The 25,996-nt window shown below is 59.7% G+C and carries 27 protein-coding genes and 2 pseudogenes; 20 read left to right on the top strand and 9 right to left on the bottom strand.

Annotation, left to right across the window (positions count from 1 at the left end; all coding sequences use genetic code 11):
• Window positions 1-542 (top strand): IS3 family transposase (locus tag NKH52_RS25605; RefSeq protein WP_352968039.1); only part of this gene is annotated, 542 nt, incomplete at its 5' end.
• A gap of 24 nt (window positions 543-566) precedes the next feature.
• Here the strand turns inward: NKH52_RS25605 and NKH52_RS25600 are convergent.
• Window positions 567-1,157: a class I SAM-dependent methyltransferase gene (locus tag NKH52_RS25600; protein WP_352735005.1), complete on the bottom strand. Its 591-nt coding sequence runs from the start codon at window positions 1,155-1,157 to the stop codon at window positions 567-569.
• A gap of 179 nt (window positions 1,158-1,336) precedes the next feature.
• Window positions 1,337-1,651, bottom strand: a complete 315-nt coding sequence (locus NKH52_RS25595; RefSeq protein WP_352735003.1) for a YMGG-like glycine zipper-containing protein — start codon at window positions 1,649-1,651, stop codon at window positions 1,337-1,339.
• 342 nt (window positions 1,652-1,993) lie between these two features.
• Here NKH52_RS25595 and NKH52_RS25590 point away from each other — a divergent pair, with 342 nt between their 5' ends.
• Entirely contained in the window at window positions 1,994-2,203 is a 210-nt protein-coding gene (locus NKH52_RS25590) for a recombinase family protein (protein WP_352735001.1), read from the top strand.
• A gap of 181 nt (window positions 2,204-2,384) precedes the next feature.
• Here NKH52_RS25590 and NKH52_RS25585 read toward each other — a convergent pair whose 3' ends face one another.
• Window positions 2,385-3,341, bottom strand: coding sequence for an FAD-binding oxidoreductase (locus tag NKH52_RS25585; protein ID WP_352735000.1), 957 nt, complete (start codon window positions 3,339-3,341; stop codon window positions 2,385-2,387).
• A 211-nt stretch (window positions 3,342-3,552) separates the two neighbouring features.
• Complete coding sequence (locus tag NKH52_RS25580) at window positions 3,553-4,410, bottom strand: LysR family transcriptional regulator (protein ID WP_023809366.1); 858 nt, start codon at window positions 4,408-4,410, stop codon at window positions 3,553-3,555.
• A gap of 128 nt (window positions 4,411-4,538) precedes the next feature.
• Between NKH52_RS25580 and NKH52_RS25575 the strand changes: the two genes are divergently transcribed.
• From NKH52_RS25575 to NKH52_RS25545, 7 genes and pseudogenes are all read left to right on the top strand, one after another.
• Window positions 4,539-5,621, top strand: coding sequence for an amidohydrolase family protein (locus NKH52_RS25575; RefSeq protein ID WP_352734998.1), 1,083 nt, complete (start codon window positions 4,539-4,541; stop codon window positions 5,619-5,621).
• Between the two features lie 11 nt (window positions 5,622-5,632).
• Window positions 5,633-5,986: a Rieske (2Fe-2S) protein gene (locus tag NKH52_RS25570; RefSeq protein WP_352734997.1), complete on the top strand. Its 354-nt coding sequence runs from the start codon at window positions 5,633-5,635 to the stop codon at window positions 5,984-5,986.
• 119 nt (window positions 5,987-6,105) lie between these two features.
• Window positions 6,106-7,713: an ABC transporter substrate-binding protein gene (locus NKH52_RS25565; protein ID WP_352734995.1), complete on the top strand. Its 1,608-nt coding sequence runs from the start codon at window positions 6,106-6,108 to the stop codon at window positions 7,711-7,713.
• A gap of 69 nt (window positions 7,714-7,782) precedes the next feature.
• A complete protein-coding gene (locus tag NKH52_RS25560) occupies window positions 7,783-8,829 on the top strand; it encodes an ABC transporter permease (RefSeq protein WP_352734993.1) in 1,047 nt (348 codons plus the stop codon).
• A 107-nt stretch (window positions 8,830-8,936) separates the two neighbouring features.
• Window positions 8,937-9,710, top strand: a complete 774-nt coding sequence (locus tag NKH52_RS25555) for an ABC transporter permease (protein WP_352734991.1) — start codon at window positions 8,937-8,939, stop codon at window positions 9,708-9,710.
• Entirely contained in the window at window positions 9,700-11,331 is a 1,632-nt protein-coding gene (locus tag NKH52_RS25550; RefSeq protein ID WP_352734990.1) for an ABC transporter ATP-binding protein, read from the top strand. The genes NKH52_RS25555 and NKH52_RS25550 overlap by 11 nt, the downstream gene beginning before the upstream one ends.
• Window positions 11,332-11,435: 104 nt before the next feature.
• Window positions 11,436-11,662: pseudogene (locus NKH52_RS25545) on the top strand (ABC transporter permease); the annotation flags it as partial.
• Between the two features lie 315 nt (window positions 11,663-11,977).
• Here NKH52_RS25545 and NKH52_RS25540 read toward each other — a convergent pair.
• Both NKH52_RS25540 and NKH52_RS25535 read right to left on the bottom strand, forming a co-directional pair.
• On the bottom strand, window positions 11,978-12,271 hold the full coding sequence (locus NKH52_RS25540) for an ABC transporter permease subunit (RefSeq protein WP_352734989.1): 294 nt from the start codon (window positions 12,269-12,271) through the stop codon (window positions 11,978-11,980).
• Window positions 12,272-12,420: 149 nt separating this feature from the next.
• On the bottom strand, window positions 12,421-12,756 hold the full coding sequence (locus NKH52_RS25535; protein ID WP_352734987.1) for a hypothetical protein: 336 nt from the start codon (window positions 12,754-12,756) through the stop codon (window positions 12,421-12,423).
• 612 nt (window positions 12,757-13,368) lie between these two features.
• On the opposite strand from NKH52_RS25535, the gene NKH52_RS25530 reads away from it, so the two are divergent.
• From NKH52_RS25530 to NKH52_RS25520, 3 genes are all read left to right on the top strand, one after another.
• Complete coding sequence (locus NKH52_RS25530) at window positions 13,369-13,536, top strand: hypothetical protein (RefSeq protein ID WP_352734985.1); 168 nt, start codon at window positions 13,369-13,371, stop codon at window positions 13,534-13,536.
• Between the two features lie 106 nt (window positions 13,537-13,642).
• Complete coding sequence (locus tag NKH52_RS25525; RefSeq protein ID WP_502908114.1) at window positions 13,643-15,157, top strand: protein adenylyltransferase SelO; 1,515 nt, start codon at window positions 13,643-13,645, stop codon at window positions 15,155-15,157.
• 363 nt (window positions 15,158-15,520) lie between these two features.
• Window positions 15,521-16,033 carry a YciE/YciF ferroxidase family protein gene (locus tag NKH52_RS25520; RefSeq protein WP_352734982.1) on the top strand — a complete coding sequence of 171 codons (513 nt, stop codon included), beginning with the start codon at window positions 15,521-15,523 and terminating at the stop codon, window positions 16,031-16,033.
• An 856-nt stretch (window positions 16,034-16,889) separates the two neighbouring features.
• On the opposite strand, the gene NKH52_RS25515 is transcribed toward NKH52_RS25520, so the two are convergent.
• Window positions 16,890-17,195: a hypothetical protein gene (locus NKH52_RS25515; protein ID WP_352734980.1), complete on the bottom strand. Its 306-nt coding sequence runs from the start codon at window positions 17,193-17,195 to the stop codon at window positions 16,890-16,892.
• Between the two features lie 775 nt (window positions 17,196-17,970).
• On the opposite strand from NKH52_RS25515, the gene NKH52_RS25510 reads away from it, so the two are divergent.
• A complete protein-coding gene (locus NKH52_RS25510) occupies window positions 17,971-18,153 on the top strand; it encodes a hypothetical protein (RefSeq protein ID WP_352734978.1) in 183 nt (60 codons plus the stop codon).
• Between the two features lie 440 nt (window positions 18,154-18,593).
• Here the strand turns inward: NKH52_RS25510 and NKH52_RS25505 are convergent, their stop codons facing one another.
• Window positions 18,594-19,730: an extracellular catalytic domain type 1 short-chain-length polyhydroxyalkanoate depolymerase gene (locus NKH52_RS25505; protein WP_502908113.1), complete on the bottom strand. Its 1,137-nt coding sequence runs from the start codon at window positions 19,728-19,730 to the stop codon at window positions 18,594-18,596.
• A gap of 255 nt (window positions 19,731-19,985) precedes the next feature.
• On the bottom strand, window positions 19,986-20,345 hold the full coding sequence (locus tag NKH52_RS25500) for a response regulator (protein WP_352734976.1): 360 nt from the start codon (window positions 20,343-20,345) through the stop codon (window positions 19,986-19,988).
• A 189-nt stretch (window positions 20,346-20,534) separates the two neighbouring features.
• Here NKH52_RS25500 and NKH52_RS25495 point away from each other — a divergent pair, with 189 nt between their 5' ends.
• The 7 genes and pseudogenes from NKH52_RS25495 to NKH52_RS25465 all read left to right on the top strand — a co-directional run bounded on the left by NKH52_RS25495 (window position 20,535) and on the right by NKH52_RS25465 (window position 25,941).
• Window positions 20,535-22,328: a PAS domain S-box protein gene (locus NKH52_RS25495; protein WP_352734974.1), complete on the top strand. Its 1,794-nt coding sequence runs from the start codon at window positions 20,535-20,537 to the stop codon at window positions 22,326-22,328.
• Between the two features lie 83 nt (window positions 22,329-22,411).
• A complete protein-coding gene (locus tag NKH52_RS35530; protein ID WP_502908112.1) occupies window positions 22,412-22,672 on the top strand; it encodes a hypothetical protein in 261 nt (86 codons plus the stop codon).
• 360 nt (window positions 22,673-23,032) lie between these two features.
• Window positions 23,033-23,125, top strand: a pseudogene (locus tag NKH52_RS35525) (DUF982 domain-containing protein); the annotation flags it as partial.
• A 6-nt stretch (window positions 23,126-23,131) separates the two neighbouring features.
• Complete coding sequence (locus NKH52_RS25480) at window positions 23,132-23,584, top strand: hypothetical protein (protein ID WP_352735015.1); 453 nt, start codon at window positions 23,132-23,134, stop codon at window positions 23,582-23,584.
• A gap of 19 nt (window positions 23,585-23,603) precedes the next feature.
• Window positions 23,604-24,197, top strand: a complete 594-nt coding sequence (locus NKH52_RS25475; protein WP_352734972.1) for an SOS response-associated peptidase — start codon at window positions 23,604-23,606, stop codon at window positions 24,195-24,197.
• A 5-nt stretch (window positions 24,198-24,202) separates the two neighbouring features.
• The gene (locus NKH52_RS25470) at window positions 24,203-24,913 is read left to right on the top strand and encodes a hypothetical protein (RefSeq protein ID WP_352734970.1); all 711 of its coding nucleotides are present in this window, start codon (window positions 24,203-24,205) and stop codon (window positions 24,911-24,913) included.
• Window positions 24,914-25,128: 215 nt separating this feature from the next.
• On the top strand, window positions 25,129-25,941 hold the full coding sequence (locus NKH52_RS25465; RefSeq protein ID WP_352734968.1) for a class I SAM-dependent methyltransferase: 813 nt from the start codon (window positions 25,129-25,131) through the stop codon (window positions 25,939-25,941).
• The last annotated feature ends 55 nt before the right edge of the window (window positions 25,942-25,996 follow it).

Below are 25,996 nucleotides of genomic sequence, written 5' to 3'. Positions count from 1 at the left end.
GAAGGACGGCTCCCGATCTCATTCAACGCCAGTTCAACGCTGACAGCGCCAACCATAAATGGGTGACCGATGTGACGGAGTTCAATCTGGCGGGCGACAAACTCTATCTCTCACCGGTCATGGACCTTTATAACGGCGAGATCATCGCCTTCGAGACCGCAAGGCGACCGCTCTTCAAGCTGGTGGAAAATATGCTCGCCAGAGCGCTGGACCGGCTCGACCAAACCCAACGCCCCATCCTACACTCCGATCAGGGATGGCAGTATCAGACGCCTGCCTACCAGCGCAGGCTCCAGGCACGAGGCATTGCCCAGAGCATGTCACGCAAAGGCAATTGCCTCGACAACGCACCTATCGAGAGCTTCTTCGCAACACTCAAATCCGAGCTCTTCTACCCCAATACCTTCGAGAACGTTCAGAGCCTCAAGGCCAGCATCGAGGATTACATCCACTACTACAATCATGATCGCATCAAACTGAAACTGAAAGGGCTGAGCCCTGTGCAATACAGAACCCAGCCCTTAAATCTGCCGGCACCTTAAACTGTCCAACTTTAAGGGGTCAGTTCACATCAGCGGGTATTCCTCATCGCTACTGAGATCCCGCCACAGGCCGTAGGCGCGAACAGGGCCACCGATATGGGCCCTCGCGCAGGCCTTGTTGCCCCAGCCGTGGACCTTGACGTTGGCTTCGGGGAACCCACCCTCGACCATCAGCTGTTTGAGGCCGGCGGGCGTCCATCTGTTGTAGTCGTGCGGTCTGGCGTGCACGCGAAACAGGAAGGGCGTCGCCACCATCGCCCAACCGCCGGGTCGGGTCATGGCGTGGATATTCTGCACCGCCGCCTGCGGACGCTGGACATGTTCCAGCACCTGGTCGGCGATGACGATCGAATACTGCTCGTCGGTGCGATCCTTGCAGATGTCGAAGGCGGGGAAATCAACCGAGCGGTAGTTGGAGCACATCGTACGCCAATAGCGGTTCCAGCCGGGCGAAATCTCGATCACGTCGGAGGATTTACGGTTGCTGGCTTCGAGAAAGAGGGTGAACGCCTCGATCTGGCGGATACGCAGCCAGTTGCGGGAATCGTAGCCAAGCAGCCGCTTTGCTGCCTGTTTGCCACGATTCTTCAGGGCGCCGGCAAGGCTCTCAGTCATAACGACCTCCAGCCCCCCGCCGTCCCTGCTGGTAGCCCGATGTTATGGGCAAAAGATGACAACGTAGCGCCGCCTCCGGCGGCGCGATCAGACAAATGTACGACCAGGGCTACTACGCACCGTGGAGCTTCCGTTCCCATTTCCCACTTAGGACAGTGGATGAGCAGACTACCCTCTGCTCAATAATCGCCGTTGTAGTACCTGTCGTCGCACGGTGCCGTGTAGATGCGGCCGCGGCGGTCCTGGTAGCGGCACATCTGTTCGCCGCGCCGTTGCGGCGTAGTGGCGGAGCCGACGACGGCGCCGAGCAGGGCGCCGCCGGCAGCGCCGATGAGCGTGCTTTCGGTGTTGCCGCCGATGGCCTGACCGACGAGGGCGCCGCCAGCGCCGCCGATCAGAGCGCCAGTTCCGGCCCGCTGCTGGCCTTCGGTCTGCGCGCACCCTGCCAGCGCAGCGGCCATCAATATGGCGGCAATGGCTTTGTGAAAGTTCATGTGAAGTCTCCCTTGAAGGCCTTATATCCCTATGGCTTGCCACCTGCGGCCGCAATGCGGCGGAACGGGGGCACGAGCCCTCACGGTAAAAGACATGGTTTCTCGGGTGTTGATAGAAGCCCTACCTGCTATTTTCCGGGCTGCTCGTCTTATGGCAACAAGTCTCATTCGATACAAAGTGTCGATCAACGTGTAACGGGATTTGAAGCCTCACACCGCTAGGGTTGGCGGTTCCAGCGGACGTTCAATCTGCCTTTGTAAGCGCTGAATGGTGGAACAGGCGCACACGGTCCTTCGGCCTGCTGTAGACGCACAACGCGTGCGCGCAGCTCAATACTGCGAATGTCCACTGACCACCAGAGCTATTCGATCGGCAATCAGAAGGGTGCAATCCGTGAATTCGCGGATGCGATGAACTACGACATCGTGGCCACATACGAGGACGCGGGTCGCAGCGGCTTGAACCTTGAAGGCCGCGCCGGCCTGCAACGGCTATTGGCGGATGTCGAAAAGAAGAACGCGGATTTTGAAATCGTCATCATCTACGCGTGAGCCGCTGGGGGCGATTCCCGAACCCCGATGAGAGTGCGTCGTACGAGTACCGGAGTGCGAATTGAATGCTGTGGCGAACAGTTTGCAAACGATGGCATTCAGGTGAGCGGAACGTGCCTGAGGCTGAAGTTGGTCGGGTCCTTCGAAGCCGACACGTTCGGCTATGCTCAAACCGCGCGGGTTAAAGATCAACCGAAACCGCGCCTTGAGGGTGGCTGCAGCATGCCAGGACATAGCCGGCCGACTTCTCTTCAGGGGACAGCCCGCCGAGATCCTCCATGGCGACTTCGCCGGACAGCTTGGCAATGCGGCATGTGCCGCAAACTCCCTGCTGGCAGGCGGTTGGGACGTAGACGCCACATTGGCGTGCCGCCTCCAGCAGCGTCTCTCCGGACAAGCAGTTATGCACGATCCCGGAGCGGACGAAACGGACCGAAGATGGTATTGTCGAGGCCGGTTCCAACTGAGGGCTGCTGACGCCGCCGAAGCTCTCCTGGTGGTACCGCGACGGAGCCACGCCAATCGCATCCAGGCAGGCACGTGCGGCTTTCATGTACGCTTCAGGGCCGCAGGCAAAGATAGTGCGGTTGTGGAGATCGGGAATGAGGGTCAGCAGCAGCTGACTGTCTATTCTGCCAGTCGGCCCCCTCCAGGTGGGATCTTCCTGGCTACAAACGCACGTTACTTTTACGTTGGGAAAGCGAGAGGCAAGTGCGTCCAATTCCCGTCGAAAGATTATGTCACCAGGCGTTCTGGCACTATGAACGAATGAGATATCCTGGTCGGCCGCGCGGTCGGTAAGCGCACGCAGCATGGACATCACCGGCGTTATCCCGCTGCCGCCCGAAAGGAAGAGCGGCTTTTCATATGGCAGGTCATCGAGATTGAATGAGCCGAGCGGCCCTTCGATCTCGATCTCGTCGCCCGCCCCCAAATTGTCGTGGAGCCAATTCGAAACCAGGCCGCCCGGTGTTCGCTTCACCGTGATCTGCAGGTCGAGCGGTCGCGTCGGTGGTGACGAAACAGAGTAGGAGCGCGTCACCGCGGCACCCTCGATCTTGAGGTGCACGAGCACATACTGGCCCGCGCTGAAGCAGAACATCCGATCCGTCGGGGATGTGAAAACGAAGGTTTTCACATCGGGCGTTTCCTCGATTACACGACGGCAGAGTACAAGCTGCGATGTGGTTTGTGCCCATTGCCGATGACGCCTCATCGGGAGGAGGTCGGGGGCCCCAAAGGAAACGTGTGCGTTCATCATTCATCTCGGTTTGAAGTCGAGCCAAGATGCCAGTTCCAGGCCCCCCGCAACAGAAGCATCCCTCCCAAGTTATGATCGATTATTTCGATTACATATCCAGTGACATCACGGCAACGTGAAGGGCGCGGATGCCCTTGCGGATTATCGGTTCGTGTTTGCGGCGCGCCAGGATGGCCGTGTGTACCGGCTGATGCAGCGTCGGAGCGCCTTCGACGATGAACGATGGGCGTTCGAGGGCGAACCTGCGCGCATCGTCACTTCTCATATAGCAGGTGCCGCCCGTGCGCCGTAGCATCATCTCCGCCAAGGTTTCCGATCCCATGGAAAGGCGACAGATCGCCAACTCGCCGAGCAATTCGGCATGGGCCTTCTCCAGCAGGACCGTATAGCCCGGACGAATGTAGGTTTCGGGATCGACCTCGGAGAGGGTTCTGGCCACCGTGGAAACCATCACATATTCCTCAACCATCAAATGCTCATAGGAGATTTCGGGTAGGTATCGCGGAGCGTAAAGCACTGCGATGTCGAGATTTCCCATGCTTAGGTCGCTGACCATCTGGTTTGAATAATCCGACTCGACATGGATCGACGATTTGGGAAGAGCCTGACACAGCGTCTCCACCCAACCCGGCAAAACCGAGCGGGTCATCCCGACCTGCGCGGCGACGCGCAAGGTGCCTTCGAAACGATTGAACGCCCGGACATCGTGGCGAGCCTGCGACCATGTGGACAGCAAGGATCTTGCATAAGCTTCGAACCGGCGCCCTGCGGCGGTCGGCTCCGCCCCGGCGCGTCCGCGCTGGAACAGTTCGGACCCGATTGCGCTCTCGAGGTTCTTAATGCGGGTGCTGATCGTCGACTGGGTCAACCCTAGCCGATCCGCGGTGCGATTGAAGTTTCTCGATTCGATAATGTCGAGAAAGGTCTCGATGTGATCAAGTTGCATGAAATCCTCAATCGAAAAACTCGATCATATTCCACGTATCATAAGCTTGATCAAACAATACTCAAGGCGGAAGCTCCACCAGATCAGCGGCCGACAGCGCCGCCGGGCAAGGTTACGGAGCGGAACAAGTGTTCATAGTCGACTGCGACTGTCATAATTACTGGTCAAGCGCCACTGTGTTGGAGCCCTATCTCTCCGGCTTGTGGAGAGACATGTTCATAGAGGGCGAAAAAACAGGTCCCGTTGGCGCTTTTCCGCATGGCCATCGGCCCTGGTTCCACCCGCAGGACTTCTCCCGCAAGGACATCCGTCCGAAAACGGAAGCCGACAACTATCTCATCATGAAAGAGAAGCACCTCGACAAATACAAAGTCGACGTGGCGATCCTGACCGGCGATGAGCCTATCGAGGCGTCGACCCTGGCTAACCCTTACTACGCCAGCGCTCTGGTCAGCGCCTACAACGATTATCAGATCGATCAGTGGTTGCCGAAAGACGATCGTTTCATGGGCTCGATCATCATCGCGCCACAGGATCCGAAGCTCGCCGCCGCCGAGATACGCCGCCTTGGCAGCCATCCACGCATGGTCCAGGTTCTCGCTTCCCAGGGTTCCGTCAAGCCGTACGGCGACCCGTTTTACCACCCGATCTACGAAGCCTGCGCGGAAGTAGGCTTGCCATTCGCCATACATCTGGGCGGGCATGGCGGCGTGAATTCAACCGCCATTGCGCCTGCCCCGACGACATTCTTCTGGGAGACACACGCCATTCTGCACATGTCGGCAATGTCGCACGTGGCAAGCATGATCGCCCATGGCGTCTTCGAGAAATGGCCGGACCTCTACTTCGTGATCATCGAGTGCGGCGTCGCCTGGGTTCCGTCGGTCCTTTGGCGCCTGGACGCCGACTACAAAGCGCTGCGCAAGGAGACGCCATGGCTGAAGATGCTGCCGTCTGAATATTGCCGGCGCAACATCCGCTTTTCCACGCAGCCGCTGGAGCAGCCTGAAAACATCCAACATCTCTGGTCCACGCTCGAAGCGATGGACGGCGAAAACACGCTGATGTTTGCATCGGACTATCCGCACTGGGATTACGACGATGCCAACACGCTGCAGATCCCTCCTGCTTGGAAGGGCAAGATCATGGGGCTGAACGCGCTGGAAGTCTACAAACGCATTCCCCGCGCGCAAGCCGCGAATGCCGCCTGAGGAAGCATAGGATGCCCGAGAAGACATATATCTGCCGCATCGACGAGATCGAAACAGGGTCTCCCTTCATCGCCAAGATCCGCAGCCTTTCGGTTGGGATTTTCCGCATCGGAGATTCATTCCACGCGCTGCTGAATGTCTGTCCGCACCGCGGCGCTCCGCTTTGCGAGGGGCCGCAATGCGGCACAACCGCGCCCGTTGAACAGGCGCAATTCATCTATCATCGCGAAAACGAGATCGTTCGATGCGCCTGGCACGGCTGGGAGTTCGACATCAAGTCAGGCGCGGCCTTGGTCGATCCGTCCGTTCGCGCGCGCACATTCCCAGTCACCGTTGAAGCCGGCGGCATCTATGTGACGGCCTGACAGGCGCAGATCGATTGGGATTGGAAATTCGAAAGAAAGGTGGTCGTCGCCAACCAGCAGATCTGTTCGCAGGTGCTTGACAAGAAATAACGCGGAGAACTCCGCAATGGGAGAGTCAAATGTCAGAATCTGAATACAAGCTTGGTATCGCGCAAAGCCTGATCGGGGGCGGCAAGGTTTCCCGCCGCGACTTCATTCATCTTGGGCTGGCCGCGGGCCTGACCGTTGCCGCCGCCGACCGGCTGTTCGTGAGCACGGCGCGGGCCGAACCGATGCAGGGCGGCTTCGCCAAGCTCGGCATGGCTCACGGCGCGACGACGGATTCGATCGATCCGGCCGGCTACCCCGACACGTTCACACAAACCGCATTTTCGGGCTCGCTGTCCAACAGCCTCACTGAGGTCGACGCCAAAGGCAATGTCCAACCGGACCTCGCCGAGAGCTTTGAATCTTCGGATGGGGCCAAAACCTGGGCCTTCAAGCTGCGCAAAGGCGCAACTTTCCACAACGGCAAGAATGTGACGGCGGACGACGTCGTGACTTCGCTGCGCTATCATATGGGCGAGGAAACCAAATCGGCGGCGAAGCCGCTGCTTGAGCCCGTCGCAAGCATCAAGGCGGATGGCCCGGAAACGGTTGTCTTTACGCTCAAGAGCGGCAACGCCGACTTCCCCTACATTATGAGTGACTACCATCTTGTCATCATGCCGGCCAAGGACGGCAAAGCGGATTGGGGGTCGGGCGTTCGCACCGGTGCTTTCGTGCTTGAGAATTTCCAGCCCGGAGTTTCGGCAAAACTCAAGCGCAATCCGAACTACTTCAAAAACGGCAAACCCTATCTCGACGAGGTGGAGTTCATCGCCATCACCGATCTCGCCGCTCGGATGGCCGCGCTATCGACAGGGGAGGTTGACTATATCGGCCGCGCCGACCTCAAGACCCTGGGCATGTTGAAACGCAATCCCAAGGTGGAGATCGTCGAGGTCACCGGCTATGGCCATTATACCTTGCCGATGAATGTCACGATGGCGCCGTTTGATAATCCGGACGTGCGAATGGCATTGAAATGGGCGATCAATCGCCAAGAAATCGTCGACAAGATCTTTCTCGGCCACGCCACCGTGGCTAACGACAACCCGATCGCGCCAGCGATCAAATTCGCCAAGGATCCGCAACCGCAACACAGCTTCGATCCGGAAAAAGCCAGGCACTACCTGAAAAAGGCCGGGATGGAGAACCTGAAGGTGGACCTCTCGGTGGCCGATGCCGCTTTTGCGGGGGCGGTGGACGCGGCTTCGCTCATTCGCGAAACGGCAGCCCAATGCGGCATCGACGTCAATGTCGTGCGTGAGGCCGAGGACGCTTATTGGGACAATGTCTGGCTGAAGAAACCCTGGTGCGCTTCCTATTGGAGCGGTCGGGCGACGGCCGACTGGATGTTCACGCAAGCCTTCGCCGCGGAGTCCAGCTGGAATGAAACGTTCTGGAAAAATCCCCACTTCAACGAATTGCTTGTCCAGGCGCGCGCCGAGACGGACGAGGCCAAACGAGCGGCGATGTATGCCGAGATGCAGCAGTTAACCCACGATGACGGCGGCAGCATCGTGCTGGTCTTCAACAATTTCGTCAGCGCCCAATCTAAAAAGCTCGCACACGGCGATGTGGCGCCCAACTGGGAAAACGATGGACTTAAAATGGCCGAACGCTGGTGGATCGCCACGGCATGAGATGGCGGGCCGGAGCCGCGATGGTTGTGAGACTCCGGCCGGCCGAGTGCAAAGGGAAACGTCACGCACATGAACCCCGTCGCAAGAACGGTCCTGCAGCGCCTGGGGCTCGGCCTCGTCACTTTGTTCATCGTGTCCATCATCATCTTCTCTGCGATCGCAATGCTTCCAGGCGACTTCGCCAAGGCCACGCTTGGGCAATCGGCGACGCCCGAAACGGTCGCCGCGTTCCAGCGGGAAATCGGCATCGATCGTCCGCCTGTCGAGCGCTACTTCGCTTGGGTCGCCCAGATGCTCCATGGTGATTTCGGCTCTTCGTTTGCGAGCCGCACCGGATATCGGCGTACCGTGGCCGAGATCATCGCACCACGCCTCTACAACACGATGTTCCTTGCAGCGGTGACTGCGCTGATAGCTGTTCCTCTGGCCTTGGGGCTTGGCATACTGGCTGCGCTGTACCGCAACGGCTGGTTCGACCGGCTGGTGAATGTCGCGACGCTCACGACCATTTCATTCCCGGAATTTTTCGTCGCCTATATGCTCGCCTACCTAGTGATCTCGCGCGACACGTTCATCGGATCCGATTTCGCTCAAACGCTGCCTTATTGGCTCACTGTCTCGCTGAACTGGGCGCTCAATGCGGTTCCCAAGTTTCCGACATTGTCGAATGTGAACGACCAGACGCCGTTTTGGGAGCATGTCTGGAAAGTGGCCCTGCCGACAATCACCCTTACGCTCGTAATCGTGGCCCACATGATGCGCATGACCCGAGCGGCCATCATCAACATGCTGGCAAGCCCGTACATCGATATGGCGCGCCTCAAGGGAATGTCCCCGATGGTGATCGTGCTGAGGCATGCCCTGCCCAATGCCTGGGCTCCGATCGTCACTGTGGTGGCGTTCAATCTGGCGTATCTTATCGTCGGAGTGGTCGTGGTCGAGGTCGTGTTCGTCTACCCCGGCATCGGCCAGCTGATGGTCGACGCGGTGAAATCCAGGGATGTTCCGGTTGTCCAGGCCTGTGCCCTGATTTTTGCCGCGACATACATCCTTCTCAACTTGTTAGCCGATATTATTTCCATCGCCACCAATCCCAGGCTCTTGCACCCACGATGACCAGATCCGAATCCGTCGCGGCGGTTCAGAGGCTGAGGCGCTCGCGTGCCACCCGGGCGAAAACTGCGCTGAAGAAGGCACCGTTCAGTGCATGGTTCGGCATCGTCGTGATCCTCGGCTACGTCTTTGTTGCGGCCTTCGCGCACTGGATAGCCCCGTATGGCGAGACGCAGGTTTTCAGCGAAGCCTTCGCGCCGTGGAGCCAGGAGTTCAAATTGGGAACAGATCAGCTCGGCCGCGACATGCTCACCCGCTTGATCTACGGTGCCCGCAACACCATCGCTATCGCGGTCGCGACCACGTTGCTGTCCTTCGCGGTAGGCGTCTCGCTCGGCCTCCTTGCCGCATTGTACAGGGGGTGGCTCGACCAGATCTTGTCGCGTGCGGTGGACGTGCTGATGTCTATCCCTAGTCTGATCTTCGCGCTGGTGCTGCTGTCGATCTTCGGCTCGTCGATCACCAGCCTGATTGTCATCATTGCGCTTCTCGATTCCACCCGGGTTTTTCGTCTTTCTCGCGCCGTGGGGCTTAACGTGGCCGTGATGGAATATGTCGAGGTGGCGCGATTGCGCGGCGAGGGACCGAAATGGATCATCGCCAAGGAAATTCTTCCCAATGTCATGCCGCCACTGGTCGCCGAGTTCGGCTTGCGATTCTGCTTCGTGTTCCTGACAGTCGCGGCGCTGTCGTTTCTCGGCGTCGGTATTCAGCCCCCGACGGCCGATTGGGGATCAATGGTGCGCGAGAACGCGACACTGATCACCTATGGCGATGTCACGCCGCTACTTCCGGCCGGCGCGATTGCTCTCCTTACCGTGTCCGTGAATTTCGTTGTGGACTGGTTCCTGCACGCAACAAGCGGGTTGCGGGATGAAAAGTAGCGGCCCAGGCCCACGCGAAAAAGGAAAGGATCTGCTTCAAATCCGCAATCTGCATGTGGAGGGGTTCTCGGATGAGCGGTGGCATCCCATTGTCCACGGGGTCGATCTGACGCTGAAGCGGGGCCAGGTTCTTGGGCTGATCGGAGAGTCAGGCGCCGGCAAGTCCACCATTGGCCTTGCCGCGATGGGTTATGCCAAGCCGGGCTGCCGGATCACGCAAGGCTCGGTCCTGTTCGACGGGATTGATCTTCTGGCAGTCAATGAAAAAGGGCGCCGTCGCCTCAGGGGCTCCCGCATTGCCTATGTCGCGCAAAGCGCGGCTGCCTCTTTCAATCCGGCACATCGGCTCTTGGAACAAACCGTCGAAACCGCGGTGGCGCATGGAATTGCCGGCCGGGAAGAGGCGAACCGGAGCGCCGTCGATCTTTATCGACGCCTTCAACTCCCAGAACCGGAGACCATAGGCTTTCGCTATCCTCATCAGGTCTCCGGGGGGCAGTTGCAACGGGCAATGACAGCGATGGCAATGGCTTGTCGTCCGGACCTTATAATATTCGACGAGCCAACAACGGCGCTCGACGTAACCACGCAGGTTGAAGTTTTAGCTTCCATTCGCAACATCGTGGAGGAATTCAGCACCGCTGCAATCTACGTGACGCATGACCTGGCGGTGGTGGCGCAAATGGCGGATCGCATCATGGTTCTGCGCCACGGACGAACCGTGGAGGAGGCTGACACGCGCCAGATGCTGGCCTCGCCCAGCCAGGAATATACAAAAACGCTCTGGGCCGTACGCAAGCTCGCCAAGCCCGAAGTTCCAGCCGATGACTATCTGCTGACGATAGACACCGTTACCGCGGCCTATGCAGGAAAGGTCAAGGTGCTCCAGGATGTCTCCATCAAGGTTCCGCGCGGAAGAACTGTGGCTGTGGTCGGCGAATCCGGTTCGGGGAAATCGACGCTCGCTCGAGTCGTCACCGGCCTTTTGCCGCCAATTTCAGGTTCGATTTCTTTTGCCGGCCAGCTTCTTTCCACGAGCCTGAAGACGCGGCCGAAGGAGGTCCTGCGCCGCATACAGATGATTTATCAAATGCCCGACAACGCCCTGAATCCGCGCCAAACGGTCGAAGAAGTCATAGCTCGGCCGCTCGAATTCTACCTCGGCCTCAAGGGCGCGCGGAAGGATCGCCGGATCGGCGAACTTATGCACATGGTCGAGATGAGCGAAGATTTTCTGGAACGCCTGCCTGGCGAGCTGTCGGGTGGCCAAAAACAGCGCGTCTGCATTGCTCGGGCGTTGGCTGCCGATCCGGAGCTTATCATCTGCGACGAGATCACGTCCGCGCTCGACCAGATTGTGCAAGAGGAAATTCTCAAGCTTCTCATACGTCTCCAACGTGAACTCGGAATGAGCTACATCTTCATTACCCATGACATTGCTACCGTGCGCGCGATAGCCGACGAAATCGTCGTGATGCACCGCGGCAAAGTCGTCGAGCAGGGATTGAAGAGCGAAGTTCTCACGCCACCGCACGCGGCCTATACCGAACGGCTTTTGTCCTCTGTTCCGGAAATGAATCCGGACTGGCTGACAAGGCTGCTGGCCAGCCGGAAGATCTGACGGTGCGCTCACGGTGTTTGGCTCCCGCCCCCGTCCACTCGCTCCAGTGATATTCGTCGATCTAAGTTGCCCGCAAATGCGTCATCGCCCAAGCCGTCAGCCGCCAGGGTTGGATAGCACTTGCGCTGGTGGTGTTCGCCACATGGCGGTCGGCATGACAATCCTGCAGCTGCAAGGACAGGCGCTCGGGCTGGAAGTACCGTCCGAGCTGCTGTCGGCCCTGCCCTGTCTGGCCACAATCATCGTGCTGGTCCTCATCTCGCGAAACCACCAAATGCTTGTGCTGCACTTCCCAGCCTTGCTTGCAAAGCCCTTCCGCCCGGCGAGCTGAGCAACAGACGCTTGGAGTTTGTTTCGCGGGCTATTCCCTGTTGTAAGGTATGCCAAGCGCGACTGGCTGATGCGTGCGCGAGCGCAGACCGGCGAGCAGGACAGCGACGCCACATAGGGCAGTACGAGGAATATCTGGTGGGGAACAGGTATCCCCACCACTTGTACATGGATGCCCAACGCCTCCAGAAATGCGAAGATGAAGATCGCGCCGACACCCGCAACGGCATCCAGTTGCCGGCAATGATCGCGACGACCACCAGCCAGCCTCGCCCGGCAATAAGGTCGGGAACGAATTTGTCCGAATAGCCGAGCATCAGAAAGCACCGCCGAAGCCGGACATCATGCTGCCGAACATGATCGCGAGGCACTGCCTCAGGCCGACATTCAGTCCCTTCACGTCGAGTGCCTTCGGGCTTTCGCCGACACAGCGCACTTCAAGACCGAATTTGGTTCTGTAGAGGAAGAACCAGACCAGGAAGGGCGGGATGGGGCTGGTATAGGTCAGCAGGCGCTCCGAAAACAGCACCGGCCTCAGGACCGGAATGTCCGACAGATAGGGATTGGACCTGGTAAAGCCCCTGAGGGTCGGCGGCTGATCGGCGGCCACATAGGCCTGGAACCAGAACAGTGTGACGCCGACGCGAGAAGATTGAGGGCCAATCCGGCGACGAACTGCTCGGCCTTCAACATGATCGTCCCCGATGACCTGATCTCGCTCGAATGAAAACCGCGGGAGCGCGACCGTATCTTCTTTGATCATTGCCTGATGAACATGCCCGTGTAGGTCTGGCCGGCGAGCGTATGGGTTCCTGTCAGCGTACCGTCGGGCATCATCATAAAACTGACGTCCGCGCCATTCGGGAGGCGCCCCAGCTTCAACGTAGTCCCTACAATTTTTCCCTCGCCTGCGGCCTCTCCCGGGTTGTTATCGCCCAGAATTCCCCACGCGTAAGTTACGGTCACCTTTCCGTTCGAGGAAACAGATTGAACAGCCAGTTTACCTTCATATGTGCCTTCCAATCGTCCGGCCCAATTGCCCGAAAAAGCAGCGTACTTTGTTGGAACGCCCTTTGAAGGAGGAGTGATTGTCACGGATTGATCCATGATTGCCGGGCTAGGCGGAACAACGGTAGGATCCAAGGCGGGTCGGGAGGGAATGGTAGCAGGTTCGATAGCGGCGGGTTGCGGCGGTTCAGGAGCCGATTGGCACGCGGCTAGGGCAAGTACCGCGAAGGGCATGATAAGGTTCCGCATCAACTTCTCCACATCGCTCTCCGACGGGACGCATCCGAAAGCCCACTGAAGGCAGTAAGTTCCATTCCCCAGAGGCCGGATCTTTGGAGACGCCTGGTAGACCGAAGAGTGGCCATAATAAATAGCCGCTCGTCAACCGTGTAGCGACATTGCGCGGACGGACCTCAGGTGGCTTGTTGGTGAGGCGCACTGCGCTTGATCTAGTGTTTGGTATCTGGCTCTGAAACAGCTTGGTCCGGGCGTTGGGGACTGGCGAACAAGCTGTCATGACGGCCTTCCTGGAAAATCTGACCGGCGTCCATGTAGGTCGCGCGTTCGGCAACGGCACGCGCAAAGCCAGATTTCTCCCTGCAGGTAAGACGCCTTTTGCCCGAGTCCGGCCGGTCGCATCAGCCCCGCGGGCGGCGCGGGCGGCACGGCGAAGGGCATGCCGTCCGTACGGCTATGACGATGGCCGACAAGATCGTCGTCATGGACAACGGCAGAATGGATTCGCAAGGCCTGTCGGTGATCGAGACAGCAGAAGGGGTCAGCCTGCCGGTGTTGCCTGTCGTCACATGGGAGCCCGAACTCGATTTAGGCGGGTGGTTCCCAGCTTTCTATCCGGTGCCGGCCTGATGGACCCGGATGGTACCAGCGAAGTTGCGTCCCTATATCCACAAATGAAGACAGGCTCCTCGAAACCGGAGCTGTTGGGTCCCTCCCGTTCCAGAGCCAGATTGTCATGACGTCACCTGCGACCGCTGAACAACCCCAAGCGATTCAGATGCGGCTTCCCGTCCTCAGCAACAGCTATGCGCAACTGCCGGAGCGATTCTTCGCGCAGACAGATCCGAAGCCGGTGTCCGAACCCCGGCTGATCCGGTTCAACAGGCCCCTTGCCAAGGAACTCGGGCTCGATGCCGACCAGCTTACCAGCCCGGACGGAGTGGATATGCTCGCTGGCGACAGATTTCCGGCAGGCTTGCAAGCAATCGCCCTGGCCTATGCAGGTCACCAGTTCGGAAACTTCGTGCCTCAGCTCGGCGACGGGCGCGCTCTGCTGCTTGGCGAAGTGGTGGACGTCAACGGCATTCGCCGTGACATCCAGCTGAAGGGATCGGGACCGACGCGGTTTTCGCGCAACGGCGACGGCCGCGCAGCCCTCGGCCCGGTCCTGCGCGAGTACGTCGTCAGCGAAGCAATGGCCGCGCTGGGCATTCCGACGACGCGAGGCCTGGCGGCAGTGCTCACCGGGGACCCGGTCTATCGCGAGGTCCGGCTGCCCGGCGCTGTTTTGACAAGAGTGGCGGCCAGCCATATCCGGATAGGCACCTTCCAATATTTCGCTGCGCGCCACGACACCGCGGGTCTCAAGATCCTCGCCGACTATGCCATTCAGCGCCACTTCCCGCTGCTGGCGGGGCAAGCGCGGCCGTACCGCGCTTTGCTGGAGGCCGTTGTCGCTGCACAGGCCGATCTGGTGGCGCGCTGGATGCTGGTCGGCTTCATCCATGGCGTCATGAACACCGACAACATGGCGATCTCGGGCGAAACGATCGACTATGGCCCATGCGCCTTCATGGACGTCTATGACCCGAGCGCGGTGTTCAGTTCGATCGACCGCGTCGGCCGCTATGCCTATGCCAACCAGCCCCATGTCGCGACATGGAACCTTGCACGCTTTGCCGAGACTCTGCTGCCGCTCATGAGCACGGACGAGAATGAAGCCGTCTCTGAAGCCGAAGAGGTGCTTGGGTCTTTCCAGTCCTCCTATGAGACTGTGTTGCAGCGCGGCTTCCGCAGAAAGCTCGGATTGCTGACCGAGGCGGAAGGCGACTTGCAACTCGCTGCCGATTTTCTGGATGTACTAGCTCGCGGCGAAGCGGACTTTACGCTCGGCTTTCGGCGTCTGGGCGAGGACCTCGACGCTGCGGACGGCCAAGGCACGGCGCGGCAGTTGTTTCAGGATCCAGGCGCATTCGATGTCTGGTCGGCGCGGTGGCGCGAGCGCATCGCAAGCGAAGCAGCCGACACGGCCACGCGCCGGGCCGCCATGCATGCCGCCAATCCCAAATTCATCCCTCGCAACCATCGAATCGAGGCGATGATCAAGGCGGCGCTGGGTGGCGACTTCGAACCTTTCGAGGAGATTCTGAGGGTCATCAGCCGGCCCTTCGATGAGCAGCCGGGGATGGAGCGCTACGCGGACCCGCCACGCCCGGATGAACGCGTCCTACAGACATTCTGCGGTACATGAGAATTGATGATGGCTGTCTAACATGTGCAAATGCGGAAGACCCTTTGGCAAGCTATCGTCACGACGACATAGAGGGTCTGACCTATGACGAAGCGGATCGACTGCGACGTGGACCTTCTTCGCGCACACTGTCGGGTTGCCGGCTGTACCCCCACCACCCGTGCTGAGAGTTCCACCGTTGCACCGGCATCAGGACCATATGAGCATCGGCGGCGGTGCTGGGAGACTGGGCTTGAGCGTGAAAGCGTCCTGAATACAGCGGTGCCGCAATCTCACTGCAATCAGAGAACGCCCTCCGGAACCAGTTGCCCCTCATCGAGTTGCTATCCTGCCTCGTTTTGAGCGCGAATGGGAGAACATAGGATGGCAACCGCTAAGAAGGCTTCACCGAAGGGCCTGAACGAACTTTTCCACGACACGTTGAAGGACATCTATTTCGCCGAAAAGAAGATTCTTGCGACGCTGCCGAAAATGGCGAAGGCCGCTCGAAGCCCGGGTTTGAAGGCGGCGTTCGAAAAGCACCGCGACGAAACGAAGGAACACGTTGCCCGCCTCGAAGAGGTTTTCGAGGTGATCGGCAAGAAGCCGCAGGGTAAGACGTGTGCAGCTATTGTGGGCATCACCGAGGAAGGTGCCGAGATCATGGAAGAATATAAGGGGGCACCTGCCCTGGACGCCGGCCTGCTGGCTGCGGCCCAGGCTGTGGAGCACTACGAAATCTCACGCTATGGCACACTGAAGACCTGGGCCTCCGAACTCGGGCTTGAAGAAGCGGTTTCTCTCCTCAATTTAACGCTTGGAGAGGAGAAAGCGACTGACGAGGCGCTGACACAACTCGCTGAATCGGCTGTCAACATGGCGGCCGAAAACGCGTAGTAGTCCGCATTAGGCGAAGTCTGGCACTGCATGCATCTCAACGGGAAGTATCAATGGGCTATCTAAGTACGCTCGTTTCAAGAGTGCTAGGCAAGAAGTCCGGTCCAGCGGGTAACGGCGATATGCGCAAAGCGACTGGCGCGGGTCCGGCAATAGCGGCGCATTCGAAAGACGCGAGGACAACCGCGCCGACCGGCCAGAACCGATCGGCGGCAAGAAAAGGCAAATGACCGAGTCGCAGGATACGTCGTCACTGGCCGGCCAACAATCTGACCTTGGATAGCCATTCCGGCCAACCTTTGACGCCGGCCGTTGAGACGACTTCTAACCTGTGACATGCGTGACTTGCAACATGAGGGCCGAAGTATAAGCTGCCCCTCTCGATAGTCTACATGCTGATCAGTTGAACTGCCCGGCAAGCGTGAGTGCTCGGCTTCGGGCAGCCCAGATCGCGGATGAAGCCTTGCCAGGCTGCGGTCACAGGGATGGATGGCCCATACCAATCAGGCCTTCGCTGATCATCGCTGCCGGAAGCTTCGGAACAGCGGCACTGGCATCAAGCCCAGTTTCGCTCGGCAAATCCATCCTCCCCAGCTAAGCCGTTCTAAAGCGCGCAGCCAAGCGCTCCCGCTTTGCGACTTGGCACGACACCGCGCCCTTACTGATCGTCTCAGCAACCCGGTATGCCGCTCTCCTGAAAAGCTACTGCATCCAATTGCGCAGGTCGCAGAGGCTCGCAATTAACTATGTTAACAACCCATTTCAGATTTCGTCGAATGCCGCGGTTGCTGTTCCGTCCGGGACGGACGTGGCAAACACGTTGACCAACCAGAGGCATCTGAACCTCTCAGGCTGCTTAGACCAATGCCATTGGTAGGTAGCGGATAATGATCTCGTCCTGCCGGAAACGGCGCTCCAACTCCGCTCGGCGCCTTCGCCAATCGGGCAGATCGACTTCTGCCGTCATCACCTCGAAGATGACGATCTCGTCCATGTCGGACTCTTTTCCCTGCCTCCACACCCCTTCCGCGGGCGCCCGAAGATACGCAGTGACACCTTCGAAGGTATCGGCGAGTTCTTGCTTCAGACGCTCGAAGTCTTCCTTGGCGAAGGGCTCTCCCGCGTTGTCGGAACGAGGAAGCAGGATTTGGACAAGGTGCATGCGGCCACCTCCAAGATTTTTAAACGGCGCGACATTCACGATGTTCCATCAGCCGCCGCATTGCACGGGGCGAGGCGCAAACCTGCCCGGGATAGTTGGAAATCGCGTTCGGATTCGTTGGACTGGTGGCTCGCACCTGGGCACTGTTCTCGGCGACGGACCGGGCGGCCCCCCGATCAGCGTCGTCCAAAGTGACACGAACGGCGCTCCAAGACCGCCTTCCGGCCGCGGCTGCAAGTCTATCGTGTCACCATCACCGTGCATCTGGTCTCGATTCCAATCATTCGTTTATCCGGGTTTTTGGCGGCAGCCTCTTGCGTGAGGCTGGCCTTATCCTTGCGAGGGCCAGGCTGCGTCGCGAGATGATTTGGCGCTATGGATTTCCCTTCGGATTTTCTTTGCCCTGGCGAAACATGCCAGGGAGTTAGGTCCCCTCACCTGCGCCGAAGCACGCGCCGGATATTCCACCGATACGCGATCACGAGCCATGCCGCGGCACTGTAAACCGTTGTGGCGCGAATTTCCTCGCCACCCCAGAACCTCATGAGCAGCCTTGTGCTTTCAGAGACCGGACCATACCCACGACAATAGGATCATACGGTTCCTTTTCCGATTGCCTATAGTTCATTGTGAAAAGTGCGGCCCGCTCGTCGCACACCATAATTGCGCGGACATAGCGAATCTCCCCATTCTTGACACCGGAGTAGCTCGCCCATGCGGGGGCTATGCGCCGATAGGTCAGTCGCCAACCGGCCTTTTCGTCCTCGATCATGCGATGCTCGATCTCGGCGCGAAAACTGGCTTTGCCCAGTCGCGCGCCCCAAACGACCAGAAACGCATCCCTTGGGCCCCGAAAGGCCGCCCCCTGATGCGAATGCTGCGTCAGGGCGAAGCCTGGAGGGATATCGAATGTGAAGCCAAGCTGCGGATCCCGAAGGGCTTCCAGGCTTCGGCCTGAAGCCACCTCGTGCAGATGAGGAAGGCTGTAAGGCCTAGAAGTAAGCGTCGCATTGTTTTGATTTAGCGTCGGCTGACAAGGGGTCCAGACCGAAAGAGGATCCGAGACATTAATATGCAGAAATATGCAGTTCGAAGCTGGAGCGCGAGCGCGAACGGAGGGATAAGCGATCTTGCCGGCGACTTCGATGTTAGCGGAGTCGAGACTCAGAGCAAGCTTCGGGGGCTATTGCTATGTTGATCTCGTCGGTCTTTTGGCCATATCTCTTGATATAGCGACCGGCCCAGAGATATCCGCCCAAGATGGCCACGCACCGCTCCAGGATTCCGCCGCAGCGCGGCTTCCGCTCGCCAAACCGAGCTTGAAAGCCAGGCCCGGCGGAACTTCAACGACCAGAGGCGGCCCGGGCAGGGCCACAAAAGCTCCTCCACCACAACAATTTAGCGCATCAATCCCGCCGCGCGCAGCGCATCTTCGATGACCTTGGAAATCCCGCTCGCCGGGCCACGCGCTTTGGCTCGCTCCGGCGTGGGATCGATACGGACCGCCCGCGGTTTTTCCATTGGTGCAAGGAACTGCAACGCGGCGGCTGAAGCGACGTCGGCTTTGCCTTTGCGTCGCACAACGGGCTTCATCAATTCCCAGAAGCGGGCGATGTGGCGTGTCGAGGAAATCCCAACATCCAGCATGAAAGGCCCTGCTTTGCCGAGACCATCGCCGCCGCCAGTTTGCAGTGGCGTTCCATGCCCCATCCCGGCAATGGTGAACGTCTCGACCACGTCGCGCCCTTTGCTGTCGGACCAGATCTTCCGCGTCTGGCCGTCTATCTTCTCTATGCGTGTTGGCTTTTCGCTGAGGTTGTGCACGCTTTGCCACTGCGCCAGCACCGCGTCCGCATTCGCTGGCACGACGGTCGTGTCGGCCGAGCCCTGCCACAGCGAAAGCCGCGGCCACGGGCCGTTGTGCGGCGAGGCTGCCCGCAACAGGCGCTGGAGGTCGGTTCGGGACGGACCGCCATGGCCGCGCATGCGGGCGAAGGCTTCGGGGATGGTCGAGGCAGTGCCATAGGCAAGCCCGGCAATGATGGCGCCGCCGGCAAACAGTTCGGGATAGTTTGCCAGCATCACCGCCGCCATGGCGCCCCCTGCGGACAGACCTGTGATAAAGATCCTCTTGCGATCAATACCATGCGTAACGACTACCGCCTCGATCATCTGGCGGATGGAAAGTGCCTCGCCGCTGTCGCGGCTGATATCGCCTGGCACAAACCAGTTGAAGCAAAGATTGGCGTTGTTGGCGCGCTGCTGCTCGGGGAAAAGCACGGCAAAATCATGCTTGGCGGCGAGCTCGGTCCAGCCGGAGCCATGATCATAGCTGGCCGCATTCTGGGTGCAGCCATGCAGCACAACGACCAGCGCCGCCTGCCGGATTAGATTCTCCGGAAGATAAAACCACGCACGCAAGGCCCCAGGATTGGACCCGAACCCTGTGATTTCGGACAACTGAGCGTCCTTCCGGCCCCCGGATCCGGCTGGCCGCGCGCTCAGGCGAGCGATCGTGTCGGATATACTTGGCAAATCAGTGTCCTTGCGCGCCGGAATGGCACAGTCGTGCACAACGCACATGCAACCATATGGTTGCTGCAATGCACAATACGAGCCGCCTCTTGCGGGAACCTTGTTGATGTATTGCCACGCTCAATGCGCGCTCTGTGCCTTCGTACCCCGAACCCAAGCAAAACGGCCAGCAGGCAGACGGGCGAAACGGCTATCGCCCTTCACCTTTGAGACCGGCCCCGCACGTGAGTCCGCCAGCTTGAAGCAGGGGTGCATCTATCCGGTCATTCTCGGCTGCTGGCCGGCAATCATCTCTCTGATAACCCGGACCACCTCTGCAGATTCGGCGGGCTTCATCACTGTGACGCCGAATGAGAATGCTTCGTGGCTCTCCTCGACACCTAGGCCGGAATAGACGACGAAAGGAACAGCCCGGCCAGCCAAGGTTTTTGCCGCTTCAACGCTCTCGCCGTCCGACAGCCTTACGTCCAGGACCGCGGCGGCGGGAGTATGGTCCGCGAGAAAACGAGCCGCCCCGAAACATGACGTTGCCAATGCCACGGCGAAGCCCGCCTCCGAAAGAGCGGACTCCACATCCAGTGCTATCAAGGCTTCGTCGTCGACGACGAGGACCAAGGGTTTATCCATGTGAGTACGATTGCACGTTTGTAGATCAAACACGAGTCGAGCCTACGTCCAGCTAGGATCAAGTTCGCGTGCGGCGACGGGTGGAGATATCTGACGGGCATATTGCGAGGCGCATCCAGGGGAACCAATCGTCCCAAGCCGCATTACGCTTGGTTGGACAACAAAATGGGGTGCGGGATGCATGAAGTACCACAGGCGACCGTTGTCGCCTTCAAGAACCCGGAAACGACCGGTCGGGATCGCCGGAACTTCGACTACCAGGATTTCTTCGAGAACGGCGCCGTTGCCCTCCATCTGGTAAGCGCAGACGGCGTCATTCTGCACGCCAACCAGGCCGAGCTCGACCTTCTCGGCTATCCTGCGGAGATGTATATCGGCCGCCACATTGCGGAGTTCTATCCCGACCGGGAGGTGATCGAGGACATTTTGGGGCGCCTTACCCTCGGCGAGAAGATCACAAGATATCCGGCGCGATTGAGCGCCCGCGATGGATCAATCAAGCACGTCGAAATTACGTCGAGCGGCCATTTCCAGGATGGTGAACTGATCAACACAAGGTGCTTCACCGTTGATGTGACCGACCTCGAGCGGGCGCGGACAGAGCTGAGGCGGCAGGACAGCACCTATCACCAGGTCCTCGACAGCCTTCCGGTTGCCATCTACACGACCGACCCGGACGGGATCATCACCTACTACAACCGAGCCGCCGCCGAGATGGCGGGCCGGGAGCCCGTGATCGGCAAGGATAAATGGTGCGTGACATTCAAGCTGTTCACGCCCGACGGCACGGAATTGCCGCACGACGAGTGCCCGATGGCGATCGCGCTCAAGGAAAACCGGCCTGTGCGCAACCAGCAGGCCATAGCACAACGTCCGGATGGGTCCTTCTTCCCGTTCCAGCCCTATCCCACACCGATCCGGGACGAAGCCGGCAATCTGATCGGTGCCGTCAACATGCTCTTCGACCTTACCGACCGCCAGCGCGCCGAGGAGGCCAGGCACCATTTGTCAGCCATCGTCGAGTCCTCGTTCGACGCGATCGTCAGCAAGGATCTGAACGCCGTTATCCAGACCTGGAATCGCGGTGCCGAACGGCTGTTCGGCTACACCGCCGAGGAAGCGGTAGGCCGGTCGGTGACGATGCTGATCCCGGATGATCACCAGGACGAGGAACCCCGCATCCTTGAACGCATACGCCGCGGCGAACCAGTCGATACATACGAAACGATCCGCCAGCGGAAGGATGGCAGCCTGGTTCCGGTCTCGCTGACGGTCTCGCCTGTCCGCAACGCAGCGGGGCATATCATCGGCGCATCGAAGATCGCCCGGGACATTACGTCGTCAAGGGAAAATGAGCATCGAATCCGCATGCTGATGCGGGAGGTCAACCATCGAGTCAAAAACCAGTATTCTGTTATTCTTTCGATGATCCGGGAGACCAACAAGCGCGCCGAAAACCACGCGGTGTTCGAACGGCAGGTGCGTGAGCGGATCATGGCCCTGTCTCGCTCGCACGATCTGCTTGTCGCAGAAGACTGGAAGGGCGTCACCCTTTTCGAACTGCTGCTGACGCAGGCCAAACCGTTTGGCAATGAACGGCGCATTTCCATGTCGGGACCATCCATTGTCCTCAGCCCCAACGCGGTGCAGTATTTCGGGATCGCCTTCCATGAACTCGCGACCAACTCGGCCAAATACGGCGTGCTTTCGGGAGATGTGGGCGCGATTTCAGTCCAATGGAACGCGACGGGTTCCGGTATCTCGAAGCTCTTCCGCCTCGTTTGGAGCGAAACAGACGGGCCGAAGGTCCAGACCGTCGGAAAGGGCGGCTTTGGAACAGTGGTGCTCAAGCGGGTTGCGCCTGAGGCGGTTGGAGGGAAGGCAAGCCTTGAGTACGGCCCGCACGGGATCAATTGGACGTTGGAAGCGCCGTTGGTTTCCGTGGAGGCATCTGTCGCCAGCGAGGCGTAGGCGCCTCACGGCCCAAGCCTCGGAGTCGGACACAGTGACGGAAGGTCGGTGTCGAACATCGAGCGACGCCTGTCGTCCTTGACATGGAAACTATACCCAACGCGGCCAGCGGCTTCGACTGTAAGGACCGGCATATCGCCACCGTGCTCGCCGGCATCAGCAACAAACCCGCTTCACCTCGCCAACAAAAGGAAGCCATCCTGCGCGACTATCTTCTCGCCATGCTGGAAACGCTCGACCGCGGCACACTGCGCAGTCTGAGCGACCGGACAATGCTGCTTTTGGGCTTCGCCGGAGGCTGCGCTGCTCCGAAAATCGTCGGCCTCGATGTTGCGCGCGATTAACCGGCGACGGTCGCCGCGAGACTGAATTTATTGCCGGACAAGGGCGTGCTGGTTACGCTGCGCGGCAAGACCAGGTGGCGTGAAGTGGAGGTCGCCTGTGGCTCATCTGATGCCACCTGCCCGGTCGTCGCCCTGCGGACTTGGCTGAAATTTGTCCGCATCGCCAATGGCCCATTGTTTCGCCGTGTTCCATGCTCGGCTCGTTCGCTTTGGCGAGGCCCGGGCAGACCAAATGCAGGATCCATTCTTTGAGCCGGTGATCATCGAGACGAAAAGACCAGGCGCTTATCGCACTTTGGTCAGCGTCTCCGAGGCCGCAATTTTTATGATGGACAGCTGGCCTGAGAACATGGCGAGCGCTACAGGGCGGCACTTCAAGCATGCATCGGCCGCCTCACCACCCCGCCGCAGGTTGAAGTCGCCCGCCAAGCTTTTCTCGCTGCCGCGAAAGAGGCCGGTTTGGTCGTTCTGGATGCCGAGCCTTTGGTGACGGCGACACGTCGCCCAGCAGATGCAAAGCGCAGAACCGGGCGCGGATCATGGCAGAAGGGAGCGACAACGGCAGACAACAAGTCGGAGCGAGGCGCCGCCGACCGTCGGCAGGTTGCTGGCGGTGAAGGCTCCGAGGTCAATTCCTTCGCCCCGCAAGACGGCATCAGCAAACATCAGGCCGAGGCTCTGATGAAGCGGGTCGGCACCGTGACAACTTATGGCGGCGCGCAGAAACTAAAGAAATGCCGCGGGCCGGGGATGGCGCTCGGACAATTCGTTTTGGTGGGAGACCAATTCAGTGAGCAAGTCAGCGTCGCGTCGCCTCAATCGGAGGGTCTTCAACTCAGACCGGCACGCATCCAGCCATCTCATCCATGGCGCTACGGGCAAAGCCGCCCTATCTGGCTACTCTGCAACTGACCGAACCGATGGGGCAGCCATGTGCAATGACTACGAGCAGCATATCGCCTGGGCTGAATATTGCAGAATGATGCAATCGCTGGCGCTCGCCATTCCCTCTCATCAAACTGAACTGGATTTGCCGCAGGCAGACGACATTCGCATCAGTGATCCCGCCCCGATCATGCGCGCCGCCGGCGAGACGATCGAGCTCACGCGCATGACCTTTGCCTTTCCACCCTCCGGGCCCAAAGGCGGGCCGGTCTTCAACTTTCGCTCGGACGGACGGAGTTTCGCCAACAGCAAGCGCTGCCTTATTCCGGCATCAGCTTTCTTCGAATTCACCGGAAAGAAGTCGCCAAAGGCGAAGCATCGCTTCACCCTCAACGGCGCCCCGTTCATGGCCATCGCCGGACTGTGGCGGGACGGCGAAGGCAACAAGCCGCCGACATTCGCAATGCTGACGACTGGACCCGGGCCGGATGTGGCGCCTATCCACAATCGCCAGATTGTGGTGCTGAGCCCGGAGGATTGGGCGGCATGGATCTATCTCACGAAACCCGAGGTGGAGCTGTTGAAGGCCCTGCCGGCCGGCTCGTTGGCGGTAGAAACGGTGCGACAAGGAAGCGACTAGCTCAGATGCCGGTGCGTTTTGCGGGAACCCGGAAGATTCTTGGCGGCATCGCTGCGGCTATTGTGACGCGTCGAGATCGCGGCTCTCGCCAAAGCATGAGCACCTCGTTGTCACTGATTGCCGAGTGGCCACTTCAGCCATCAGCGACGCTTGGCTCGTCGGTGCGCACGAAAGGTATCGAGCGTGAAATACGGGCCCGCCTGCCATGGGCGGTGAGGAAGTACATCAAAGCCGAGACTGGTCGCATGACATTGCGGATGCGCGAAGACGATGCCGAAGAGTTCGAGGCCGCCTGGAACAAGATCGCCAAGATGTTGGAAACCATCGAAGTACTCCCGGTCCTGCCGCGCGAGGCCGAGGACATCCTCGCGATCTCTTCGCGTGAGCGCCACAAGTGGCTGAAAGACGGACGGCTGCAAAGCATTGGCACCCGCACCGTAAAGATGCGCGGTCGATCCAAGGCCGTCACCTTCCACGTCTTCGATCCCAAGCACATCGAGGACATCCTTGATCGTGATCTGCCAAGCCTTTGGCGCGAAGAGGACGCGCAGCACGTTACAGAGAACAGGCGACGCGGTGCCGGCAAGGCTGCCCTCACGCGGGCGGGAAAGGGTGGCGAGAAGGTTCGCGGTGCCGCGAATAACCCCAGAGATGACGCTCCCGGGCCTAAGTTGAAGGGCTGGGACGCGTTCGACGACGAGGGCCTGCTCCGTTAGATCATCTTGAACGAGCGGTGAACCGTTCGGCAAAGACAGTGGGTGTCGGCTTACCCGGAAGGCCGGCTTCTGAGCAGACTTCGCAAGCAAGCTGCCGGCAGTATCAATCCTGGTTTTGAGCGCTACAGCAGCACAGGATACCGGAAACGCTAAGAAGCGTCAGGATTGCCGAAACCCAGGCGTTAGTGGATGCTCCGTACCCAGAGGAGTGCCCCATGATCGACGTCACAAAACACTACGGCAGCGACGGGATCGTTGAGCGCATACTGGCCGCGATCCCCGACCCAAAACCCGATGGCCTCAGTGCCGCGCAATTCTATCCGTTCGACCAGCTTCACGGCCGCGAGCTCATCGCCACGCGAGACCATGGAGCTCGTCTTGCCCCCTCGCCCACCGACCGGATCCTCGATATCGGCAGCGGCATTGGCGGCCCGGCGCGCTTCCTGGCCGCCACCTATGGCTGCCAGGTCGACGGCGTCGACCTCACACCAGCCTTTGTCGAGGCATCCGGCCGACTGACCACGCTCAGCGGCCTTGGCGACAAGGTTCGATTCCACGAAGCCGACGCGGCGAAACTGCCCTTTGCCGACAACACATTCGACGCCGCAATCTGCTTCTATGTCGGCATGAACATCGCCGACAAGGCCGCCGCCATCGGGCAGGCTTTTCGCGTTCTGAAGTCGGGCGGCAAACTGATCTGGACCGAAGCCGTGCTGGCTGCCGGCGAGCCAAATTACCCCTTGCCTTGGGCGGTTGCGCCGGAAACCAGCCACCTTGTTGACCGGGATACCCTGAAGACCCTGTTGGCGGACGCGGGCTTCCATATTGACGAAGTCATCGACGAGACCGGCGAACATGTCGAACTGGCGATGCAAAGGGCCAGTTCCGGCATCATTCCTTCGCCTGCGCAACAGCAGGCCAATGAAATCGTGCTCGGCACCGAATTCGTGCAGCGACGCAAGAACTACATCCGCAGCCTGAGCGAAGGCAGATTGGCATCGCTGGCCGTCATCGTCTCACGAAGCTAAATCTATTCCGGGAGTGCGGCCCGGCCATCTCTCGGAAAAGCAGCTCGTCCCAACC

The sequence above is a fragment of the Mesorhizobium sp. M1066 genome (assembly GCF_040318635.1).
Classification (GTDB): domain Bacteria; phylum Pseudomonadota; class Alphaproteobacteria; order Rhizobiales; family Rhizobiaceae; genus Mesorhizobium.
Note: the sequence above shows the minus strand (reverse complement) of the source record. Positions and strands in the feature narration are given on the sequence as shown.

Coding starts and splice junctions, on each gene's coding strand:
- NKH52_RS25470 (WP_352734970.1), top strand. CDS start 24,203: ATGCCGGTGCGTTTTGCGGGAACCCGGAAGATTCTTGGCGGCATCGCT.
- NKH52_RS25465 (WP_352734968.1), top strand. CDS start 25,129: ATGATCGACGTCACAAAACACTACGGCAGCGACGGGATCGTTGAGCGC.
- NKH52_RS25595 (WP_352735003.1), bottom strand. CDS start 1,651: ATGAACTTTCACAAAGCCATTGCCGCCATATTGATGGCCGCTGCGCTG.
- NKH52_RS25550 (WP_352734990.1), top strand. CDS start 9,700: ATGAAAAGTAGCGGCCCAGGCCCACGCGAAAAAGGAAAGGATCTGCTT.
- NKH52_RS25570 (WP_352734997.1), top strand. CDS start 5,633: ATGCCCGAGAAGACATATATCTGCCGCATCGACGAGATCGAAACAGGG.
- NKH52_RS25495 (WP_352734974.1), top strand. CDS start 20,535: ATGCATGAAGTACCACAGGCGACCGTTGTCGCCTTCAAGAACCCGGAA.
- NKH52_RS25515 (WP_352734980.1), bottom strand. CDS start 17,195: ATGCACCTTGTCCAAATCCTGCTTCCTCGTTCCGACAACGCGGGAGAG.
- NKH52_RS25600 (WP_352735005.1), bottom strand. CDS start 1,157: ATGACTGAGAGCCTTGCCGGCGCCCTGAAGAATCGTGGCAAACAGGCA.
- NKH52_RS25525 (WP_502908114.1), top strand. CDS start 13,643: ATGACGTCACCTGCGACCGCTGAACAACCCCAAGCGATTCAGATGCGG.
- NKH52_RS25560 (WP_352734993.1), top strand. CDS start 7,783: ATGAACCCCGTCGCAAGAACGGTCCTGCAGCGCCTGGGGCTCGGCCTC.
- NKH52_RS25520 (WP_352734982.1), top strand. CDS start 15,521: ATGGCAACCGCTAAGAAGGCTTCACCGAAGGGCCTGAACGAACTTTTC.
- NKH52_RS25530 (WP_352734985.1), top strand. CDS start 13,369: ATGGCCGACAAGATCGTCGTCATGGACAACGGCAGAATGGATTCGCAA.
- NKH52_RS25565 (WP_352734995.1), top strand. CDS start 6,106: ATGTCAGAATCTGAATACAAGCTTGGTATCGCGCAAAGCCTGATCGGG.
- NKH52_RS35530 (WP_502908112.1), top strand. CDS start 22,412: ATGGAAACTATACCCAACGCGGCCAGCGGCTTCGACTGTAAGGACCGG.
- NKH52_RS25510 (WP_352734978.1), top strand. CDS start 17,971: ATGCTCGATCTCGGCGCGAAAACTGGCTTTGCCCAGTCGCGCGCCCCA.
- NKH52_RS25590 (WP_352735001.1), top strand. CDS start 1,994: ATGTCCACTGACCACCAGAGCTATTCGATCGGCAATCAGAAGGGTGCA.
- NKH52_RS25475 (WP_352734972.1), top strand. CDS start 23,604: ATGTGCAATGACTACGAGCAGCATATCGCCTGGGCTGAATATTGCAGA.
- NKH52_RS25580 (WP_023809366.1), bottom strand. CDS start 4,410: ATGCAACTTGATCACATCGAGACCTTTCTCGACATTATCGAATCGAGA.